The following is a 21,546-nucleotide window of genomic DNA, read 5'->3' as shown; positions in this document are numbered from 1 at the left end:
TATACCACAGGACACTTTATAAAAGGCAAATGATACGAACAGATATTCTAAAATTATTTTCATAGACAAATAAAACGTCTCCACACATCGCATGGAAACGTTCCGGCCGTTATCAAAATCAGGAATCGGACTTTGCATCCGCACCGATATATTTTTCAATTTCCTGGACAACGGCCTTGGCAGCTTTTCGGCTCAGAATCAGTTTGCCATTCGCCAGAACAAGATTGTCGGGCGATACTTCGTTTGTGATCAAGCAGGCCATGCTCGGAACATACTTTTTAAAAATAATGCGATCATCCTCGGTGAAAATTTCCAGCGGATCGCCTTCTTTTATATTCATTGTTCTTCTCAGCTCGATTGGTATCACAACACGGCCGAGCTCGTCGACTTTTCGTACAATTCCGGTTGATTTCATCTGTTATATTTTGGCTCCCTTCTCTTAATTTAGTAGGCTACTTAAATCAAGAATAGCACAATAAAAGAAAATTCATCAATGATAACTCTTTTGTCGTTCGAATTTTTTTTACAGTGCCTTCGGTCTGACAGTAACATTAAAAAATTGGAACATCCGGGCACGGGACGGCCGCCTCGGATCTCGCTTTCAGAACCTGCGGGCAGCGCACCTCTCAAAGCCGAATTCCATACTTTTTTCTGAAAAGCTGGAAATCGATACGGGCGGCCTCCGCTGCCGGATCCTGTTCCAAAAATAGTATTCGATGCTTCGGTCACGCTTTTGTCTTTCTATTATCCAGCCATTCCTCGGCTTCAAGAAAAAGCAGTCCGATTCGGTGTCCGTCATCCTGATGGATCGGCCCCTTGGCGAAACGCGGTTCCCCGAAGCGGTCGATCACCTCCAGTTTGCAGTAAGCGGCCCGTTGCTGCAGCGCTTCGTAAAAATCATATTCGCCGACAACGTCCTGATCGTTCACACGAAGGATCTCCTCCCCCAGCCTGATGCCCATCCTGTCGCCGAGCGAGTTCGGAATAACGCCGACCACGCGGATACCTTTTGTCGGCCTGATAAAATAGAACGGCCGTTTCTCCCGCAGATAATGATGATATCCGATCAGGGCAAGCCGGCCGATCAGGGCCAGAGCGCCTCCGATAACGGCAAGAAGCGGAAGGTGAAACAGATAAGAAAGGCCGACAAAGAGTCCGGTGACAAAAAAATTCACAAGAAGCCAATGGCCGGTGGTGCGGACGGCCCGTTTCGGGAGCGTATGCGTGATCAGCTGAGCGATTCCGACGCCAAGCGGAAATAGCGCGAAGCCGAACGAATGCCCGGAGCCGGATACAAACGGCCACAGCCCGATCGATCCGACCGGACCTGCGGACGGGACAAGAAAAAACAGCGGAACAATCCACAGTGCGCTCGCTTCATGGGCGCCGACCTTGCTTCCGCGCCGGCTGTCGATCAGACGGGGCGAAGTCTGCCGCGCGCCCCAGCCGTACACGAGCAGGCACTCAATCAGGAGCCCCGTAACAAGAAAAATGCCGAAGGAAAAAAAGTCGACGCCGCGGATGTCGTCAATCCACCCGTTAACAAGCGGATAGGGTGTTCTGATATTGGGGAGCCAATAAGCTACGATCATTGCCGCCCCGCCCGCGATTGCGGGCGAAAGAAAGCGGAGCTGAGTGGTCAGCATAATCAAAAGATAGGCACACGAGAGCAGCACGATCACTCCCGCCGGCAGAGCGGTCCCGGACAGGAGCAGCAACGCTGAACCGAACGCCCCCATGATCAGGCTCGGCGCCACGCTCGCAAATACCGTGTTGAACATCCCGTAAGCCTTAATATGAAACGAAAGCCGTTCCCGCTTGACCCGCTGAATGCTGAACAGGAACAGGCCCAGAACCAGTAAATAAAATACGGGATTATAGAAAAACGAAGCAATCCCCAGAAGTATCGAACGTATGACGTCACCCATCCGCAATTCCCCCAAAACGATCAAATAGAAATTCCCGATATGTTAAGAATACAGCAATTGCATATGATCTGTGAACTAAACTTCCTTCCTTTCGGAAATAAATTCTGTGGCAAAAACAGGTGAATACAAGACAGGGACGAAACCCCGGGACTTTCTCCCCTGTGTCAGCCGGCTTAAAAATGAGTCGAAAGCAGGATCAGCCAAAAAAGAAGAAGCAGGATATTCACAAAAAAAACATAAATATCCTGCCTCTTTCCTATTCGAATGATTTTTCTGAACGCGTTCTATCCGTTTTCCCGTTCACTTAACGGCCTTTTCGATTTCCTGAATCGCCGCGTTAAGCTGGAGATCATTTTTCGGGTTCGTAATCGCGGCCAGTGTTTTTGCTTGCAGCGCATCCGCGGTTTTCTGATCAATCGTGCCCGTGACAGGCAGCCCCGCCGATTGCTGGAAAGCTTTCACGGCCAGTTCCGTATTGGTGCTGAAATAACCGTCCGTCCGTTTCGGATCGAAACCGGCGCCGACAAGCATCTGCTGCGCGTCGGCAACAGACGTCCCCGTCTGATCATACTTCAGCGTCTGTCCGTTTTTCAATGTCAGCGGGCTGGCAAAGAAATAGGCCGGCTGCTGAACTGCGACGGTCGGCTGAATGCCTTTTTTGTGAATCCAGTTTCCGTCCGGAGTCAGCCATTTATCGGTGGTCAGCTTCAGTTCGCTGTTATCGGACAGCGCGATGCCCTGTTGAACCGTTCCCTTGCCGAACGACTTGACTCCGACGAGCGGATAGCCGCCCGCTTCATGAAGCGCACCGGCCAGAATCTCTGAGGCGGAGGCGCTGCCGCCGTCGATCAGGCCGACAATCGGATAACTCTTTTTGGTTTTAAGAGTCGAATAGAACGGCTGTTTTTTACCCTGACGGTCTTCGATCTGGACGACCGGCTTGTTATCTGGAATCAGCAGATTGGCGATTTTCTCCACCGCCTGAAGATAGCCGCCCGGATTGCCGCGGACATCAATGATCAGCCCTTCCATCTTCTGATTCTGAAGCGACGTCAGTGCCTTGGAAAATTCTTTATCCGTATTCTCATTAAATTGAGTGATCGCAATGTATCCGATCGGCCGGCCGTTCTGCTTGATCATCCGGCTGTCGACCGTCTGAATCGGAATAACGTCGCGCTTGATCGAAAACATCAGTTCATTGCTGACCCCGCTGCGCTTGATCCCGATCTTAACCGTCGTCCCTTTTTTTCCGCGGATTTTGGCAACGGCTTGATTGACATCCATCCCGTCGGTAGACCGGCCGTTGATCGAGACAATCTGGTCATTCGGCCTGAGTCCTGCTTTCTCGGCCGGAGAACCCTTTATCGGCGACACGATGCTGATCTTGTTGCCGACCATCTGAACTTCGGCACCGATACCCTGGAAAGAAGAAGACAGAGACTGGTTGAAATCGGAAGCCGACTGAGCGCTCATATAACTCGAAAAGGGATCGCCGAGTGTCTGGATCATACCGTTAATTGCACCGTCATACAGCTTCTGGCTGTCTATTTTCTGAAAATAATCCTTTTCGATCAAATCATGAATCGCCTGCACTTTCGATGCCTCACTGCTAACTGCAGTAGAACCGGAAACAGCAGACGATGCAGGAACGGAAACGGGGTTGTTTCTATTGATAAAACTGAATACCGCATAGGACCCCGCCGCCCCGACGATCAGCGAGACCGCCATCAGCAAAGCGACGACTTTGCCGCTGAATTTTTTCATAAAAAACTGCCTCCTCCAACTCAGTCGCCCAGTCCGCCCGAATCATCCGGGCGATAAATAACCTGAGCGACCGTGATCATACAGCATCAGCGGCCTTTTGTCCAAAAAAGAACATCGACGCCTTCCGGGCTTTCACCTAGTTCAGACTTTGAGGAATTTGCGCACCGAATTCAGGCTGCCCCAGACGCCGATTGCCGCTCCGATCCCGATGAGCAGCAGGCTGAGATTGCTTGTCATCGTCTGATAAGGAATCAACCTGATGAACATTTGAGATAAGCTGCCTCCAAGATTATAATAGGCAAAATGATAAACAATCATAACAAGAATAACCGGAATGATCGAACCAAGTATTCCCATAATCAGTCCTTCAATAAAATAGGGCCAGCGGACAAAGGCATTGGTGGCACCGACGAGCTTCATGATTTCGATCTCGCGCCGCCTTGCCACAATCGTCAGTTTGATCGTATTGGCAATCAGAAAAACGGAGGTAAACAGGAGCCCGATAATCAAAACAATCCCGACATTCCTCGCGATGCTGACAAACTGAAACATCTTTTCAACCGTTCCCTTGCCGTAGCGCACATCGGAAACATACGGCAGGCTTCTGACTTCCTGTGCAACCTGAACGGTCTGCTCCGGGCGGCTCGTTTTCAGAATAAAAACATTGGGCAGCGGATTCTGCTTCTGCAGATCCTGAAAAGTCGATTTGTCGCTGCCCATGCTCTGCAGCAGATTGTTCAGTCCCTGCTGTTTTGACTGAAACGTGACCGACTGGACATTTTTGACCTGCTTGAGATTGCTCTTCAGCTGATTCTGCTGCGTGCCTGTCGCGGACTGGTCGATGTAGACGCGTACCTGTACATCGTTTTCGATATCTCCGGCGATTTTGTTCAGATTAAACATGACCATGAGAAACAATCCGACCAGGACGAGCGACACGGTCACCGCACTCACCGATGCGAAGGTCATCCAGCCGTTGCGGGCAAGGCTCTTAAAGCTTTCATTGATGTGCCTCTTCAGTGTCCTAGGCTTCATAGCCGTATTCACCTTCCTGCTCATCCCGGACAATCATGCCGCTTTCGAGCGCAATGACTCTGTGCCTGACCCGATTCACGATGTCCTTGTTATGCGTCGCCATAACGACCGTTGTCCCCTGTTCATTGATCCGCGTAAAGACCTCCATAATCTGCCAGGACGTCTCCGGATCAAGATTTCCCGTCGGTTCATCGGCAATCAGAACCGGCGGTCTGTTGCAGATCGAACGGGCAATCGACACGCGCTGCTGCTCGCCTCCGGACAATTGATCGGGAAAAGAACGCAGCTTATGCTTCAGCCCGACAAGATCGAGCACTTCCATTACCCGCTTTTTGATCACTTCCGGATCTTCCTCAATGACTTCCAGCGCAAACGCGACATTTTCATAAACCGTCAATTTCGGGAGCAGACGGAAATCCTGAAAAACAACACCGATTTTCCTCCTGAAATAAGGGACCTGCCGTTCTCTGAGCGTAGCAATATTTTTATGGTTAACGAAAATCTTTCCTCTTGTCGGTTTCAATTCTCTGAAGATCATTTTTATGAATGTAGATTTTCCGGCCCCGCTCGGACCGACAATATAGACAAACTCTCCCTGCTTCACGGACAGATCGATGCCGTTCAGCGCCATCACGCCGTTTGGATAAGCTTTCCAGACATTCTGCATCAAAATCATGTCGTCCATTCTGCTGTTTCCCCCGCAATCATTTTGATTGATTTTGACTGAACCGGCGATAAACCGCCGAACTGTTTCCATTAAGATAGCATTCGCACTCGTGTGAAAATTAAGTCGGTCTATCTTCTTGAGTGAACGATTCAGAGTACACGCCAAAAAATACGGTCATAAAAAAGCAACGGACCGTGTGACACACGATGCAACTTATGTATAAAATGACAGATAATCATTTTGAATCATTTTCCATTATACCATTCATATCCGACGTATTCCCTATGAAAATTATTACATTTAAATTTCAAATGTACGAGGCCGATGAGCGTAAAAGGGAACGGATCGGGATCCGGGCGATCACGGAGAGAGTCGTCGGAAAAAAGCAGATCGGGCCAATCGGCTTATTAATGAATGGAATAAAGGCCGGATCAATCAGGAATGAAGGTTTTTCTTGCCTGATCTTCAAACGTTTTCCCCGCATCCGATAGCCGCCGCTCCCTTTCCAGCGCTCCCGGCGCCGCCTAATAACGAGCCTCGAACCTTCCCCCGTTGATGATGCCGATGAATCTCGCCGATCCGCTGCACCCTCAGCGGCGTTTATAAAACCCTTTACCGAACACTTCCGTCGCGTTGGCGATAATAAAAAAAGATTCCGGATCGACCGAATGAACGAGCTGTTTAAGGTGGGTCAGCTCATCCCGCGAAACGACGGTCATCAACATCGGGCGGTTGTCACCTGTGAATCCGCCCTGGCTGATGATCCTGGTTACGCCGCGGTCAATCTCCTGCAAAATGCTGCGTCGCAGCTCGTCTTCTTTATCCGAGATAATCAGTGCCAGCTTCTCCGTATTGAATCCGATCTGTACCACATCGATCACTTTGGCCTGCAGATAGATACTGATCAAAGCATACAGAGCCGATTCCAGCGAAATAAAGAAGGCGGACGAAAGGACGATCAGTCCGTCAATAACCGAGACACAAAGGCCGATCGAAAGCCCGGAAAAGCGCTGAATGACCTGACCGGCCAGCGCGGTGCCGCCGGTCGATCCGCGGCCGCGGAAAACGATGCCCAGTCCGAGACCGACGCCGATTCCTCCGAACAACGCGCCGAGAAGCGGATTGTTCGTTGCGGGCGGCCAATCCGCCGTCAGAAAAACGGAAAGCGGCAGAAACAGTGTGCCCAATAATGTCTTCAGCGCATAATCGAGATAGCCGAAACTTTTGCCAAGTATCAGCACCCCGCCGATATACAGCGGTATGTTGATCGCCCAAATCACGAAAGAGGGCTCCCAGCCGAGCGTCCAATGCAGAATAATACTGATGCCGCTCACTCCGCCGGCTGCAATTCGGTTCGGCAGCTGGAAAACATTAAACGCGATCCCGACGATTGCCGATCCGATCAGAACGTACAAATAATCCGACACGGCCGCTATCCGCCCGCGGGAGACAGCGGCGTGTTTGTCCCTTTTCCATAAAAAATCCATAATCAATCTCCTTCATCCCAAACCGGTAAACCCGAATTCCATTGTCCGCAAGAAAACTCTCACTGCGCAAAGCGCGCTCCTTATCCGGCAGCTCATCTTTTAAAAAATCAGTGTATTCCTTCAGTTTAGCATAAAAAAGAAACCGCCCTGAGCTGAACGTGCACTCATAAGGCGGCCTTGTCTGCTCTACTGATGTTTTCGTACGATTCAGAGATGCAGCCGCAAGTAAGCATCGATGAACGGATCGAGATCGCCGTCCATCACGCGATTGACATCTCCGATTTCCACGTTTGTCCGGTGGTCTTTGACCATCGAATAGGGATGGAAGACATAGGAACGGATCTGGCTGCCCCATCCGATCTCTTTCTGTTCGCCGTGAAGCGCAGCCTTCTCCGCTTCCCGTTTTTCTTCTTCCAATTGATACAGCCGCGCTTTCAGCATTTTCATCGCCTGGTCCCGGTTCTGAAATTGCGACCGTTCAGACTGGCAACTGACGACAATGCCGGTCGGCAGGTGCGTCATGCGGACGGCGGATGAAGTCTTGTTGATGTGCTGCCCGCCGGCGCCGCTTGATCGGAAAACATCGACGCGGAGATCTTCCGGCCTGATTTCGATATCAATATCGTCATCAATCTCCGGTATGACTTCGCATGAAACGAATGACGTATGGCGGCGCCCGGCCGCATCAAACGGCGAAATTCTGACAAGGCGGTGGATCCCTTTTTCCGCCTTCAGGTAGCCGTAAGCATCTTTGCCTTTAATCAGAAGTGTCACGCTTTTCACGCCGGCTTCATCGCCCGGCAGATAGTCCAGAGTCTCGACCGTGAATCCTTTGCTCTCCGCCCAGCGCGTGTACATGCGCAGCAGCATCGACGCCCAATCCTGAGCCTCCGTGCCGCCGGCGCCAGGATGCAGTTCAAGAATCGCGTTGTTTTTATCGTGCGGTCCGCTGAGCAGCAGCTGCGTTTCATAACGGTTGAACGCTGCGCGTGCTTCCGACAGCGACTGCTCCAATTCATTCTTAAGATCGGCGTCTTCCTCTTCCCTGACCAATTCGTATGCAACCTGCAGATCTTCAAATTTCGATTCCAATTCGCCCAGACTGTCGACTTTGCTTTTCAGATCGTTTGATTCATCGATCACTTTCTGAGCCTTTTCATTGTCGTCCCAGAAACCGGGCATCGTCATTTTTTCTTCCAGTTCGGCGATTCGGGCCTTTTTGTTATCTAAGTCAAAGAGACCCCCTAAATTCTTTGAGACGGCCTTCCATCTCATCGATTTCGTGCTTCATTTCCGGCAAATCCATAGCTCATCCTGCTTTCCCTCTGTCCGGCTCATTTGCCGTGGCAGTTTTTGTATTTTTTCCCGCTGCCGCATGGGCAGGGATCGTTGCGCCCGACGTGCATCTTATTGACATAGGGCTTTCTTTTTTGGGGCGCACTGTCCTTGCCGCCCGAAATGACGTGCAATCCGTTAGCCACGCGTTCCCGCTGGACAGGCTGCTCCTGAATTTCGGCCTTCATCAGAATGTTGACCGTTTCTTCCTCGATACCGGCGACCATTTCTTCGAACATTTTAAACCCTTCAACCTGATAGGCCCGGTAAGGGTCGATCTGTCCATACGCCCGCAGATGGATTCCTTCGCGGAGCTGCTCCATTGCGTCGATATGGTCCATCCATTTCGTGTCAACCGTCCGCAGCATGACCACGCGTTCAAACTCGCGCATCCGTTCGGGTGTAAAGTTTTTCTCTTTTTCATCATAGCGGGCAAGTGCTTTCCCGCACAGATCCTCGATCATCTCTTCCGGATCCTTGCCCTCCAGATCCTTAATCGAAAGGACGCCTTCATCAAACAGTTTGGCGTTCAGATAATCGATGATTCCGTCCAGGTTCCAGTCCTCCGGCACCTCGTGTTCCGGCGTGTGAGCATGGATAAGATTGGTGATCACCGTTTTTATCATATTCTCGATGTCCGGTCTGAGGTTCTCCGACTCCATGACTTCCATGCGCTGCTTGTAGATAATTTCACGCTGCTGCCGCATCACATCGTCGAATTTCAGCAACTGTTTGCGGGCATCAAAGTTATTGCCTTCGACACGTTTCTGCGCGGATTCGACCGATCGGCTGACAATCTTGCTTTCGATCGGCTGATCGTCGTCCATGCCGAGTTTTTCCATCATGCCTTTCATCCGGTCGGATCCGAACCGCCGCATCAGATCGTCCTCGAGCGAAAGATAGAAACGCGACATGCCCGGATCTCCCTGACGGCCGGAACGTCCGCGCAGCTGGTTATCGATACGCCGCGATTCATGCCGTTCCGTACCGAGAATAAAAAGTCCGCCAAGTTCCGTCACGCCTTCGCCGAGCTTAATGTCGGTCCCGCGTCCGGCCATATTGGTGGCGATGGTCACCGCTCCGACCTGGCCGGCATTTTCGATGATTTCCGCTTCACGTGCATGATTCTTCGCGTTCAGTACATTATGCGGGATCCCGTGCCTTTTCAGCATCTTTGAAAGCAGCTCGGACGTTTCCACGGCAACCGTGCCGACCAGCACAGGCTGGCCGCGATGATAGAGCGTTGAAATTTCTTCAACGACCGACTTGAATTTGCCCTTTTTCGTTTTATAGATCAAATCCGGTTTGTCCTCGCGAATAACCGGTTTATTGGTCGGTATCACGATCACGTCCATGTTATAAATGCTCTGGAATTCTTCCTCTTCAGTCTTAGCCGTACCGGTCATGCCCGCGAGCTTGCCGTACATGCGGAAGTAGTTCTGCAGTGTGATCGTCGCCAGTGTTTTGCTTTCGCTCTGAATTTCAAGGCCTTCCTTGGCCTCGATCGCCTGATGCAGGCCCTCGCTGTAGCGGCGTCCCTGCATCAGCCGCCCGGTAAACGGATCGACAATAATGATCTCGCCGTTCTGGACCACGTAATCCGTATCGCGGTGCATGATCGCATGCGCCTTCAGCGCCTCGCTCACATGATGGTTAATCAGCACATTCGAGTAGTCGTACAGGTTCTTGATATGAAAAAAGTTCTCTGCCTTCGTCATTCCTTCTTCGGTCAGCTGGACCGACTTCGTCTTCAGATCGACGGTATAATCCTGCTTCTCTGTCAGGAGGCGGGCAAACTGATTCGCCCGCACATAAAGATCCGTCGACTTTTCGGCATTGCCGGAAATAATCAGCGGCGTCCGCGCTTCATCGACTAAAATAGAATCCACTTCATCGACGATTGCATAATTCAGCGGGCGCTGAACCTTTTCTTCTTTATAAATCACCATGTTGTCACGCAGATAATCGAAACCGAACTCATTGTTTGTCCCATAAGTAATGTCCGCTGCATAGGCCTTTCGCTTCTCCTCGGGGGACAATCCGGACGAATTCAGGCCGACCGACAGGCCGAGAAAATTATACAGAAAACTGAGCTGCTTCGCATCGCGCGAGGCCAGGTAATCGTTCACCGTCACCAGGTGAACGCCCTTGCCGGTCAGAGCGTTCAGATACAGCGGCATCGTCGCGACGAGCGTTTTCCCTTCGCCGGTTTTCATCTCGGCGATGTTGCCCTGATGCAGAGCAATCGCACCAATCAGCTGAACATAATAAGGCGTCAGCCCGAGAATGCGCGTCGAGGCCTCCCGGACAACCGCGAAGGCTTCAGGCATAATATCTTCAAGCGTTTCGCCGTTAGCCAGCCGTTCCCTGAATTCCGGAGTTTTCGCCTGAAGCTCATCATCGGTCAGCGCCTTCATCTCATCTGCCCTACCGTCGATTACATGGGCCACTTTTTCCATTTTTCCAAGTTTGCGTAGGCTTGTGTCACCCAAAACTTTTTTGAGCATTCCTATCATGCCTATATACACCTCATTTCAGGCTTTTGAAAACGCACCGCCCCCGGCACGTCCAAATACCATTAGGATCTCGCTTCTCGTCTGCAGTCTGCAGTTATCAATCCGACACTCCGGCATTTCTTTAAAACTTTGTGTCTCGGATTTCATCGGTTCAACATCTTTTTTATTTTAACAATGTCGGCGTGTGATGACAATAACTCCGTCCGCACGCCGCCTTCTAAGAAAGACTGCTCATCTCCGCTGCCCTCTTCATTGTCTCGTTCTCACCCTGAACAGTACGCTCCATTAAAACCCTTCGTCCGGCAAAGAAATTTTACGTCGTGTTCCCGCATTTCCAATCGGATCGGATCAGGCCTGCGGAAAAATTTATTTTGCGCAGATTAAAAAGATAGGCAATTAATTTTAAGTATACGCTAAAATAACAGGCTTGAAAACAGATTGGCGGAATTTATACGGCAAGGATTTAATGTCTTTATGGATGCAGGGCTTTCACTCATTTTTTGCGGATATCCGGGAGGAACGGGCTTATTGGCCGCCTGCCGATCGCAGACCGGGCGGCTTAAAAAACGTTTTAAAAAGGAGATTCACAAATTGTGAATCTCCCGGATCTTCATTTTTAAATTTTTATCGGCCTATTCCTGATCGATCAGCCCGTAGCGGCCGTCTTTGCGGCGATAAACGACATTGGTCGTGCCGCTTTCCGCGTTTTTAAACACGAAGAACGAATGGCCGAGCATATCCATCTGCAGGATCGCTTCTTCCACCGTCATCGGTTTAAACACAAACCGTTTTTTGCGGACCACATCCTGAAGCTCTTCGGGTGCCTGTGTCCCGGTCTCCAGCGTTCCGGTCGTCGTCCCGCCCGCCGAGGTACTTGATTCCTGGCGCGCCTGGCGGATATCCTGCCGGCTCTTACGATTGACTTTCGTTTTATATTTCTTGATCTGGCGCTCCAGTTTGGTAACCACCAGATCGATAGCTGTATACATATCTTCCTGCCCAACTTCAGCTCTCAAGAGAAGCCCCTGCATCGGAATGGTGACCTCAATCACCTGTTCCTTATTATGAACACGCATGTTCACACGCGCCTCTGTTGCCAGCGGCAGGCTGAAATACTTTTCAAGCTTGCCGATTCTTTTCTCTGCATAGCTCTGCAGAGAGGGTGTCATCGCAATGTTTTCTCCACGAATGTTAATATTCATAAGAAAGCCTCCCTTCAATATTATATATTTTCGTCATGACGATCCTTATTCCTGCCTAAACTTTAAAAAGCTTTAACAAAAAGCGCTTTCACAGACACATTTCCGACATAATCATGCTGACCTCCTTTCCCCGACACATTCATGCAAAAAAAGCACTGATTTCATGCAATAATACAATTGAAAGAAGGGCAATGAAAGCGCTATTTTGTATTGACGCGCCATTGAATTCTTCATATAATGAATACGCAGTAGAAGATAATCCTTTTAAGTGATAAGTTTCACAGGCGTGTTAGGTCACTTGGTGTTAAGATGAAAGTTTTTGATAAGTATCTTCTTTGTGATTAATTTCTCAAAGTTTATTGAGACGGTGAATACATCTCAAAAAGGGGTTTTTAAAATGACTGTTAAAAAGGAAGAAATTATTGAACTGTTCGAAAAGCTCAATGAAGATGAAAAAGAATCCACTTACAATTACTTGCAGTTCCTCGCGAGCCTTAATAGAGAAGAAACAACCCACGAAGCTGTTGCAGCCAGATGAAACAGCTGAATGCTAATGAAAGGCCCATCCGGATGTTCTGAACGGATGGGCCGCTTTATTATACTATTTAAAAATTTCCAGGGATTCTCGCACGAGCGGGAGGTGCCGCTTACTGCGGCATGAAGCCGTCCCGGTCCCCTCAGGAAAAATCCGGATGTCATAGAGATGAATTGCTGATATGCTCATCAACCGTACCGTCCCGGGGAAAGTCCGGTGAAACCAGATTCCCTCGGGGTGATTTTATTTTTATGATCATCCCTCCGACTCGCCCAAGCCGGCAGACGGCATGCTTCTGTGTTGATTGCGCATCGGCCTCTAGCAGCACGTTCAACTGCTGCTGAAAACAGCATAGTACCCAGGCGCGTTTTCAATTCTGATTATCCGCATTTATTGATTCTCACTGTCGGAATTCTGCGTTTTACTGTTGATTTTTTGCCTGTAACTGCTGATATCGGGCAGCTTACTAACGATACAGCGGCGGTTACTGGTGTATAGGCAGCTTACCGATGAGTTTCCAGCGGTATACCCGGTGATTTTCATCCGAATGCCGATAAATAAGCGGCAAGCGAAGAAAAAAGCGGACATTTTCGCAAAGCTTCATCCGCACACGAATCGCTTGCAGAGACGTTTATCGCCGCCCGCATTGCCCCGCCACCCGCCTTTCAGAAGAGCGGCCGCCGCTGCGTTCTGGTTATGGACACCTAAACATGGCCTGAGAAGTCCCTCAGTTTATTTCTCATTGAAGAAAGAATTCAGCCGGATGAAGCTGAACCGTCTTATTCCTTTTTGTCGAAAAACATGCCGTCTTTTGTCGATCCCTGAAAAGGATTGCGGTAGCGGCTGACCGAATGTTTGCGATGCCGGAATTGATTCATGTCATTGATAATACTCTGCTTAATCTCCTGCATCGCCGCATTAATTTCATGATTCATATCGGCAACTTTTTCTGTGAGCCGCTTATCCTCATTACTTGACATCCGGGGAAGCCGGAGCAGGATCTTTCCCCGATCATCCAGCAGTTGCTGTAATTTTTCGATCAACGCTTCACGATCCGTCTGATCCGCCCGATCCAGCAGTTTTTTTATAGCTAACGTCTGTTCATAAAGTTCATGGAAGATCATCTCAGACACGATCTCTTTTCGGCTGCTTTTTCTGCGTGATCTCGATAACCTGCTTCCATGTGTCCCGGAACATGACCATGATATTCTCCGCGCTGTCCAGAAGCTTCCGATCGTCTTTCATATTGACCGCGATCAGACTGCGGTTGACAAAATCATAAAGGCGCATCATTTCCTGCGCGATCGGCTGCTTCTGATCGAGTGTCGCCATCAGTTCGCTTATGATCGCCTGTGCCTTTTGCAGATAAGTATTTTTGCCGGCGATATCATGATTATCGATAGCCATACGCGCCTGTCTGATAAATTTAATGCAGCCGTTATACAACATGAGCGTCAGTTCGCCCTGCGTTGCCGTCAGTATGGAATTCCGCTGATACGCCTTGTATGCATTTGCCGGCAATATAAAAGCACCGCCTTTCATTAGATTCATTATCCATTACTGCTGATAAAGTTCTGCAAATAAGTCGACTGCTGATTGGCCGTCTGAATCGCCTGCTCCATTGCATTAAATTGCGTGTAATAGCGGTCTTCAACGCTGACAAGCTTGGTCTTCTCTGCAGAAATCTGAGTCGTTAAATTATCAATATTCTGGCCGAGAAAATATTGCTGATCGGCCATGCTGGTATTTCCGGCTTTCTGCTCGATCTGAGTCATTGTATCGGAGATGGTCGCGCTCAGCCGCTGCATCAGGCCCTGCTGCGACGTATCCGTACTCGTCGTGCCATCCGCATTGGTTACCGTTCCGCTATTGGTGAAAAGAGCCATAACCGCCTGCGAATTGGTGCTGATTGCATTCTGCAGTTTCGTCGGATCGGAAATAGTGAGCTGTCCGTGCTGTGTGTAATCTGAACTGACCGTAATGCCGATTTGCGCTAGCTGGCTGATCGTCGAATCGCCCGTTCCGCTGACACGGCCATAAAGATCGATCCGCATCTGCGACAGCGCCGTGCTCAGAACACTGTCGTTCGAGATCATCCCCTGCTGCGCTTTGGTATTCCAGTTGGAGATATCGGTAGCCGACATCTGCGACTGCTGAATGCTCGACAGCGGCAGATAATTCGGATCCGCTGTTTCGTCAATTTTACTGTTGATCTGGCTGATGGTGCTGTTGTATAAAGTGATAAAGTTGTTAATTGCAGTTGTTACCGAACTCGTATCATTCGTCACATTCAGGGTTGCCGAACCACTCCCCGTCAGCGTAAATGTCGTCCCGCCGATGGTAAAAGTGTTGCTCGCTCGCGTGGTAGATAGCCCATTTATTGTAAATGACGCATTCTGCCCGTGAACTGTCGTTGCATCTGTTGTACCTAAGCCCAGCGTTTGGTTAAAAAAGTTAACGGAATTGCCCTTGTCGACCGCCGAGATCTCACTGCCTGTTCCGTCCTTCGCTACAAGATTGCCGGTGTCTGCCCGCGTCATCACAACTGTTTCGGTCTGTGAATCATAGAAGGCACTGATCCCCGCATTGGACTGCGTAATCTGCGTCAGCATGTCATTCAATGATGTACTCGGACTGAAGGAAAAGTCCTGCGGCGTATTGGCATTGCCGCTGGAATCATAGGTTTGTATTGAGAGATCGGCCGTGTCGTAGCTGTAATCAGATGTAATGGTTGAGCCGGCCGCGACCTGACTGCCGAACGTGATCTGACCGGTCGTCGTATTAATATAAGCCTTGCCGGGATCGACACTCGACGGTGCCGACGTCCCGAACGACAGATTACTATTGGCAGCAGAATAAGTAGTCGGATTGCCTGAGCCATCATCTACCGAAATGTTCGTATTCAAATCCGGGCTACTGTCGATATATCCATTTTTCAATTGAAAAACCGTGCCCGCCGTCGAAACACTCGTTTTTTCGCTTGATACCTGATGAGAAGTCCACGATACGTTATTCAAATTGGACGCCTGGCTCCAGAGACTCTTCGTTGGATCAAAAGTTGCGTCCGTTTTTACTATTGTGCTGCCGTTAATGTGAGCCGAAGTAGCCAGCTGACTAACGTCCATCGTGTAAGTCGTATTTCCGGCCGTGGTTCCCGCTGTTGCTGTTGCAACTGCGGCATTGCTGCTATCCACTGTCTTAGTTAGATAAGTTCCCTGCAGGCCCATCGTCTGGACGTTGGTCTGCAAAGTCTGAAGCAGGGTATTCATCGACCGGTAATCGTCACGCTGCCATTCGAGCTGCTGCTGGGTCTGCTGCATCTTAATCAGCGGTTCAGCCGCGGACGCCATCAGTTTGGCGACGATGCTATCCGTGTCGATTCCGCTGACAAGCCCGCTGATCGCGTTCGAATTTTTATAACCAATTAGACTGTTAATCTCCTGAATCGTGATCCCCGATGAATTGCTTGAACTGGATGAACTGGAAGAACCCGTGATCAAACTGCTGAAATTAGTCATTCACATTCGCCTCCTGATCTAATCCTATTTTTTTAAACATGGCGGTTCAGCATCAGCCCCATCTCCTGCATGACCGCCGCATAAAAGTCCAATTCTTTCTTCGGCGGGATCTCGCGAATCACTTCGTGAGTCCGCACATTGATGACCTGCACATAATAACGGTCCAGTTTATCATAAAAAACATAATGCAGCCGTGTCTGGACCGGCTGCAGCGCCTTGTTGGCTTCCGAGGTCAGCTGCTGCAGCCGTTTCTTTGTAGCGGACGTCGTATCCGTTTGATCACTCTGATTAGTGCCGGTACTTTGAACGGTCGGCGCATCCGGCCGCATCGACGGGAGGACCCCCGAAGCACCGCCCGAAAGCGATCCAAGGAACACATCCATGATTCTTCCCCCTCTGAACTATTTCCGATCTATTATAGATATCGGCTGTCAGAAGGCGATGGTTTAGCGGCAAATTCCGTTCCGCTATTTCGAAAGGGTCATTTCTTCAGCTCTTTTTGCAGGTCACTGACTGCGGAGAAAATAAGCCGGCCATTCATGATACACTCGTTTAAAAAAACGTCTATTTCTTTCAGTATTGTTTCAGCTTTTTGCAGCGGATCGCCAATGCCCCGTATCGTTTCAGCCACCTTATTGAAATGCTCCGTCTGGACGCGCATCATCGGAACAATCAGGCTTTGATAAAAGCCGTTTTTCTGCATCTTTCGCAAATAATGATTCACTTTTTCAATCTTTGCAGTGATTTGGCCCGCTTCTTCGCCGCGATCGGCCGATTTTTTTAATTGTCTCAGAGATTTTAAGATTTTTTCAAAAGACTCATTTAATTCGCTTCCCTTCCGCAGCACTCTTTCAATCTTGTCGGGAATGATCGGCCGATCGTATTGATTGCGGCAATCATACCATCCGCCGCGGACTGTGTCCGGTTTCAGTTCTTTCATCAATTGATGCAGGGGAATAAACGGTGCACCGGCAATCGCCGCTCCGCCGCTGGTTGTATTAAAAACATGCCGTTCCGGGGCGGCCTGCAAATACAGTTCGATCTGTCTGCGCATCGAATCATACGATCGGCTCGTCAATATCGTCGTCCCATCGACACTTTTAACGGTTATTGCTGCTTCCTTTGCGTTTTCACTTAATTGGCCGCTGTCTCCCTCAGCGGAAATGCCGCGCGCATAAAAACGATCGTCGAGATAAGCCAGATTCTGTCCGGCCAGGATGATCGGATCCGCGCCTAATCTGAGCAGCATCTGCAAGGTAATGACGGCAATCGAAGGTGCATCGTTGACTGCCTCGATCGGCCGGCTGTCCTTCCGCTTCAGCAATAAGGGTGCCAGCGTATCCTGGATATTGATCACATGGAGCATCGGCCCCGGATAGTCAGTCAGAGTCTCAAAGCCGATCGTACTGCCGAAGATCAGCGGCAATTCGCTCAGATGGCGATCTTTAACGATCTGAATCACTCGCTGGTTCATCGGCGTCGGATCGTAGGAACAAACGGCGTCCGGAATAATATCCTGTTTCAGCAGCGCATTGATCGCCGAACCGACCGCGAAGAGATAAGCCGAGCCTTCTTTCTTAATCTTTTTCAGATTCTCAAACTCTTCATTCAGCGAAGGGCCGGCAGCTATGAGGACGGCCGCTTTCCCCTTAAAAACAGATCGGTCGACATCCATTAGCACATTGGGCGTTGCCGTGAGTTTGGGAAAATTCTTGACCGCGTTGACAACCCAGCGCTGCTGAAAAGAAAAATCGGTAGCCATAGCGGCCTTTTTTTCAATCAGGCTTTCCTTCAGCAGGTTCAGAAATTGATTGATTTCTTTTGCATAATGTCTTTCATAAAAGGGCAAGACGTAAAAGAAGAACTGAGCGCCCGTTTTATCTATGGATCTTTTGACCGACGCCAGTACTTCCTGCTGATTATCGGAAATCCATTCAATCGGCCCCGCCCAGCGGCCGCTCAGATCCTGCTCGCTCAGAAACTGCTCCAAGACAGCGTCGTCCCATTCATAAACAGACAGTTTTTTATCCGGGTACGCCGAGGCAAACGCCTTGATGATGTAGCCAAGGCCTGCTCCGATGAACAGAACATGATCGAATTTTTCTATGTTCCCGAGAGCTGAAACAAGACTTTCCGCCTCGCGGAGCGGATTATAACGGCTGTGCACATACTGGTAGCCCTGATCTGTCTTAATCTTCAGCGTCATTTCGCCGTCTTTTGCCTGTTCGGTTACGACACGCGTCGGCTGTTCCTCCATTTGTCCCAGCCTCTCAAGCAGCGGCCGGTTGTGAAGGCGCAGATAATTGCGGTTTTCAAGCAGGATCACGGCGTGTTCCCTCTCTTATCATCAATGTTCCGATCGCGTCTTTCAGTTGAGCGATCTGAGGCAGCAGTTCATATTGAAGGCAGTCGGCGATCGCCACCGCATCCTGGACGGCCACCGTTTCGGCAAGTTCTCCTAAACGGTCTGAAAGCAGGGAAAAAGTATGAAGAAAATGCCCGGCTCTTTCCTGATCATTCGGATAGGCACTTATTGTCCGTGCCAGTTTGCCGATCCATTCCAGCCCTTGAAGAAAATCGGCAAATGCCTGCCAGTCGGCAGCGGCCGGACCGCTGTAGAAATGCTCTGAAAGCGGCGGCAGTTCTGCCAGCGCCCGCTCCAGATAATCCCGGGCAGAGACCAGATTATTGTACAGCATCTGCGCCAGCGGCTGAGTCACCACTTCAAGCTCGCCGATTTCCGGCAGATGCTGCGTTATGTACGCTGCGTAATCCTCATAAATGTATCTTCCGTCAGCAATCAGACAGCTGTAGAACGTATCGGCATCGAGCTGCGAACGGATCAGCTTCAGCACATCCTGAACGGAAGGATGATCCAGCTTAACCTTTTGATCCTTTAGCTTCACAATCATTAAGGAATCCCCGCTTTCTAAAAACATCTGCTTATTTATTATATCGGAAGATAAGCATTTTTTCTAAAACAGGAAAAAGAAGAATAAAAAAAAAGCCCCCCAAAAGGGAGGCCGCCTCTTCTAAAGATAAATCAGCCCAAAAGTTTAAGCACGCTCTGCGGCAGCTGGTTGGCCTGTGCCAGCATTGAGTTCGCCGCCTGGCTGAGAATGCTTTCCTTTGTAAAGTTCGCCATCTCGGACGCCATATCGACATCGGTAATGCCGGACTTAGCGGACGTCAGGTTCTGTGAAGAAGTTGTCAGATTGTTCACGGTCGAATCAAGACGGTTCTGATAGGCGCCAAGCACCGCGCGCTGCGAAGAAACCATATCGATCGCACTCTGGATCGTTGTCACGGCTTGAGCTGCGCCGCTCGCCGTCGTAATATCGAGCCCGTACTGGATACCGGTATTGTCCGTCCCGTTGGTAATGTCGGCTGCAGTCGCAAAGCCGTTTCCGTTAGCACCGGCTGACGTCGAAGCAATTCCCAGGGCAGTGGCGCTCATATCGCCTATGTTCAGGGAAAGCGTCTGGTTCTGGTTCGCGCCGATCTGGAAAACGAGCGATTTTCCATTGCCCGACGAAACACCCTGTGTAGTTGTCTGTACGCTGTTCGCGTCGATGCCGGTGCCGTCGATGCTGACCATCAGCGTATTGGCCGTTTTTTGCGATAGCGTCAGCTTGCCGCTTGCCGCCGCTGCAGAATACTCACCGCTGAGAGCAGCATTTTTGCCAATGGCCACTGCAAGACCGCTTGCACCGCTGCCGGCTACAAACTGTGTCCCGGAAGATGTTATGCCGCTTGCATTGGCAACGGCAGTAAATGTCTGGTTGCCGATCTGTACCGTTTGGCCAGCAGTAATATTGCTGAGCAATTTAAATGTCTCTACACCGCTTACTCCCGCAGAGGCATCCTGGCTGCCGTTCAGCAGGTTCTGCGTGTTGAACTGCGTTGAGTTGGCAATACCGTTGATTTCCGACGTATACTGATTGATTTCCTGCTGCAGCTGCTGACGGTCGGCAGCCGTATTCGTATCGTTGCCAGCCTGAACCGCCAGTTCACGCATATTCTGCAGAATCGACTGCGTCTCGCTGAGCGAGCCGTCCGCCGTCTGGATCAGCGAATTGGCGTCCTGCGCATTCTGAGAAGCCTGATTCAACCCGTTGATCTGTCCCTGCATTTTTTGTGAAATCGCCAGGCCGGCCGGATCGTCGGCCGCGCTGTTGATCCGCAGGCCGGATGACAGACGCTGCAATGATTTGTTTACCGCATTGTTGTTCTTCGTCAGCTGATTCAAAGTATTCAGCGCCGGAATGTTGTCGTTGATAATCATATTCTTTCCTCCCTGAAATTGTTGATTGTCCACATCCATGTGGAACATGCAAAAGGCATTTCGGAGGGCGCCCTCCTTTACCTTTCACAACTTATATATCGTCGTATAAACGTGAATGTTTAATCTTTTTCAGTAAAATTTGTTGCATTTATTTGAGAATATAATCATAGGTCTTTATTCCCAATGATGGAGCAGATCAGGGAAATATCCTCATCCGCCAGTCCGACGGAACTCGGCAGATTAATCCCCCGTTCCGCTGCCTTCCACGTCTGATCCATCGTTTCCGCCGTCCGGCAGTCTTTGTAAGGAGGCATCCGGTGGACCGGCTGGAAAAAAGGACGCGACTGGATGCCGTTTTTTTTCAGCCGATCGATCAGCTGATCCCGGGAGAGCGGGTAATCCGGCCCGATAAGGATCGAAAAAAGCCAGCAGGCACTTCGAAATCCTTCTTCTTTCGCCGGAAGAGCCAGCCCCGGAATCCCCTTCAGCAGTTGATTATAGCGCGCCGCGTGCTTCCTTTTCAGTGCAATGTATTCGTCGATTTTCTCAAGCTGCGCGCAGCCCATCGCCGCAAGCAGATTCGGCATACGGAAATTATAGCCGACTTCCTCATGGTAAAACGAACCGTTCTCACCCATTGTTTTGGTTTGTGTCGAAAGATATTTTGCGCGTTCTCCGAGCGATTGATCATCGGTAACAAGCATGCCGCCGGCACCGGTTGTGATCAATTTATTGCCGTTGAAACTGAAACAGCCGATATCTCCGATCGTGCCGGCTTTGCGGCCGCCCCACTCAGCACCGAGGCTTTCCGTTGCATCCTCAATAACGAACAAATGGTGCTTTTCAGCCACTTTCATGATCTTCGTCATATTGACCGGCTGCCCGTAAATATGCACCGGAAGAACCGCTTTCGTCCGCGCCGTAATCAAGGCTTCAACCTGCCGTTCGTCCATGACCCATGTATCTTCGCGAATATCGGCAAAAACCGGTTCGGCTCCCACATAGCGAATCGCATTTACCGGAGAAATGAAAGTCATTGATGGAACAATCACTTCATCGCCGGCTCCAACCCCAAGCGAAAGCAAAGCCAGTTGAAGCGCCGCCGTGCCGTTCATCGTCACAACCGCCCGCTCAATATCCAAATAGTGTGCAAATGCTTCTTCAAACCGGCCGACATAGGCCCCGGCCGATGAAACCCAATTCGTATCCAGGCAATTTTTTATATAATTCCATTCATTTCCGTGAATCTCAGGAACACATAAAGGGATCATCGA

18 protein-coding genes are annotated in these 21,546 nt (G+C 50.1%); 1 reads left to right on the top strand and 17 read right to left on the bottom strand.

Annotated elements, in window-relative coordinates; all coding sequences use genetic code 11:
* Positions 1 to 118 precede the first annotated feature (118 nt).
* The 9 genes from OYT88_RS05925 to hpf all read right to left on the bottom strand — a co-directional run bounded on the left by OYT88_RS05925 (position 119) and on the right by hpf (position 11,934).
* A complete protein-coding gene (locus tag OYT88_RS05925) occupies positions 119 to 415 on the bottom strand; it encodes an AbrB/MazE/SpoVT family DNA-binding domain-containing protein (RefSeq protein ID WP_274398569.1) in 297 nt (98 codons plus the stop codon).
* Between the two features lie 310 nt (positions 416 to 725).
* Positions 726 to 1,928, bottom strand: a complete 1,203-nt coding sequence (locus OYT88_RS05920; protein WP_274398568.1) for a PDZ domain-containing protein — start codon at positions 1,926 to 1,928, stop codon at positions 726 to 728.
* A gap of 300 nt (positions 1,929 to 2,228) precedes the next feature.
* Positions 2,229 to 3,692: a S41 family peptidase gene (locus tag OYT88_RS05915; RefSeq protein ID WP_274398567.1), complete on the bottom strand. Its 1,464-nt coding sequence runs from the start codon at positions 3,690 to 3,692 to the stop codon at positions 2,229 to 2,231.
* Positions 3,693 to 3,833: 141 nt separating this feature from the next.
* On the bottom strand, positions 3,834 to 4,727 hold the full coding sequence (gene ftsX, locus OYT88_RS05910) for a permease-like cell division protein FtsX (RefSeq protein ID WP_274398565.1): 894 nt from the start codon (positions 4,725 to 4,727) through the stop codon (positions 3,834 to 3,836).
* The gene (gene ftsE / locus OYT88_RS05905) at positions 4,717 to 5,403 is read right to left on the bottom strand and encodes a cell division ATP-binding protein FtsE (RefSeq protein ID WP_274398755.1); all 687 of its coding nucleotides are present in this window, start codon (positions 5,401 to 5,403) and stop codon (positions 4,717 to 4,719) included. The genes ftsX and ftsE overlap by 11 nt, the downstream gene beginning before the upstream one ends.
* A 581-nt stretch (positions 5,404 to 5,984) precedes the next feature.
* A complete protein-coding gene (locus tag OYT88_RS05900) occupies positions 5,985 to 6,881 on the bottom strand; it encodes a YitT family protein (protein ID WP_274398564.1) in 897 nt (298 codons plus the stop codon).
* Positions 6,882 to 7,088: 207 nt separating this feature from the next.
* Positions 7,089 to 8,187 (bottom strand): peptide chain release factor 2 gene (gene prfB, locus OYT88_RS05895; protein ID WP_274398562.1). Its coding sequence is split into 2 segments (ribosomal slippage): positions 7,089 to 8,123 and positions 8,125 to 8,187, totalling 1,098 coding nucleotides; the frame shifts between segments, so codons are not numbered across the junction.
* Positions 8,188 to 8,215: 28 nt separating this feature from the next.
* The gene (gene secA / locus OYT88_RS05890) at positions 8,216 to 10,732 is read right to left on the bottom strand and encodes a preprotein translocase subunit SecA (RefSeq protein WP_274398560.1); all 2,517 of its coding nucleotides are present in this window, start codon (positions 10,730 to 10,732) and stop codon (positions 8,216 to 8,218) included.
* Between the two features lie 632 nt (positions 10,733 to 11,364).
* Positions 11,365 to 11,934 carry a ribosome hibernation-promoting factor, HPF/YfiA family gene (gene hpf / locus OYT88_RS05885; RefSeq protein ID WP_274398558.1) on the bottom strand — a complete coding sequence of 190 codons (570 nt, stop codon included), beginning with the start codon at positions 11,932 to 11,934 and terminating at the stop codon, positions 11,365 to 11,367.
* 397 nt (positions 11,935 to 12,331) lie between these two features.
* Between hpf and OYT88_RS05880 the strand changes: the two genes are divergently transcribed.
* Positions 12,332 to 12,472 carry a hypothetical protein gene (locus OYT88_RS05880; RefSeq protein ID WP_274398557.1) on the top strand — a complete coding sequence of 47 codons (141 nt, stop codon included), beginning with the start codon at positions 12,332 to 12,334 and terminating at the stop codon, positions 12,470 to 12,472.
* A 776-nt stretch (positions 12,473 to 13,248) separates the two neighbouring features.
* On the opposite strand, the gene fliT is transcribed toward OYT88_RS05880, so the two are convergent.
* The 8 genes from fliT to OYT88_RS05840 all read right to left on the bottom strand — a co-directional run bounded on the left by fliT (position 13,249) and on the right by OYT88_RS05840 (position 21,543).
* Positions 13,249 to 13,593, bottom strand: coding sequence for a flagellar protein FliT (gene fliT, locus OYT88_RS05875; protein WP_274398556.1), 345 nt, complete (start codon positions 13,591 to 13,593; stop codon positions 13,249 to 13,251).
* A gap of 1 nt (position 13,594) precedes the next feature.
* Positions 13,595 to 14,020: a flagellar export chaperone FliS gene (gene fliS / locus OYT88_RS05870; protein WP_274398555.1), complete on the bottom strand. Its 426-nt coding sequence runs from the start codon at positions 14,018 to 14,020 to the stop codon at positions 13,595 to 13,597.
* Complete coding sequence (gene fliD / locus OYT88_RS05865) at positions 14,020 to 15,987, bottom strand: flagellar filament capping protein FliD (protein WP_274398554.1); 1,968 nt, start codon at positions 15,985 to 15,987, stop codon at positions 14,020 to 14,022. The genes fliS and fliD overlap by 1 nt, the downstream gene beginning before the upstream one ends.
* 32 nt (positions 15,988 to 16,019) lie before the next feature.
* Positions 16,020 to 16,370, bottom strand: a complete 351-nt coding sequence (locus OYT88_RS05860; protein WP_274398552.1) for a flagellar protein FlaG — start codon at positions 16,368 to 16,370, stop codon at positions 16,020 to 16,022.
* Positions 16,371 to 16,468: 98 nt separating this feature from the next.
* Entirely contained in the window at positions 16,469 to 18,313 is a 1,845-nt protein-coding gene (locus OYT88_RS05855) for a motility associated factor glycosyltransferase family protein (protein WP_274398550.1), read from the bottom strand.
* Entirely contained in the window at positions 18,300 to 18,899 is a 600-nt protein-coding gene (locus OYT88_RS05850) for a DUF8042 domain-containing protein (RefSeq protein ID WP_274398549.1), read from the bottom strand. The genes OYT88_RS05855 and OYT88_RS05850 overlap by 14 nt, the downstream gene beginning before the upstream one ends.
* Before the next feature lie 131 nt (positions 18,900 to 19,030).
* The gene (locus tag OYT88_RS05845) at positions 19,031 to 20,272 is read right to left on the bottom strand and encodes a flagellin N-terminal helical domain-containing protein (protein WP_274398547.1); all 1,242 of its coding nucleotides are present in this window, start codon (positions 20,270 to 20,272) and stop codon (positions 19,031 to 19,033) included.
* Between the two features lie 164 nt (positions 20,273 to 20,436).
* A complete protein-coding gene (locus OYT88_RS05840) occupies positions 20,437 to 21,543 on the bottom strand; it encodes an aminotransferase class I/II-fold pyridoxal phosphate-dependent enzyme (RefSeq protein ID WP_274398546.1) in 1,107 nt (368 codons plus the stop codon).
* Positions 21,544 to 21,546 lie beyond the last annotated feature (3 nt).

The sequence above is a fragment of the Sporolactobacillus sp. CQH2019 genome (assembly GCF_028765345.1).
GTDB lineage: Bacteria > Bacillota > Bacilli > Bacillales > Sporolactobacillaceae > Sporolactobacillus.
This window is presented reverse-complemented; position numbering and strand designations above follow the sequence as displayed.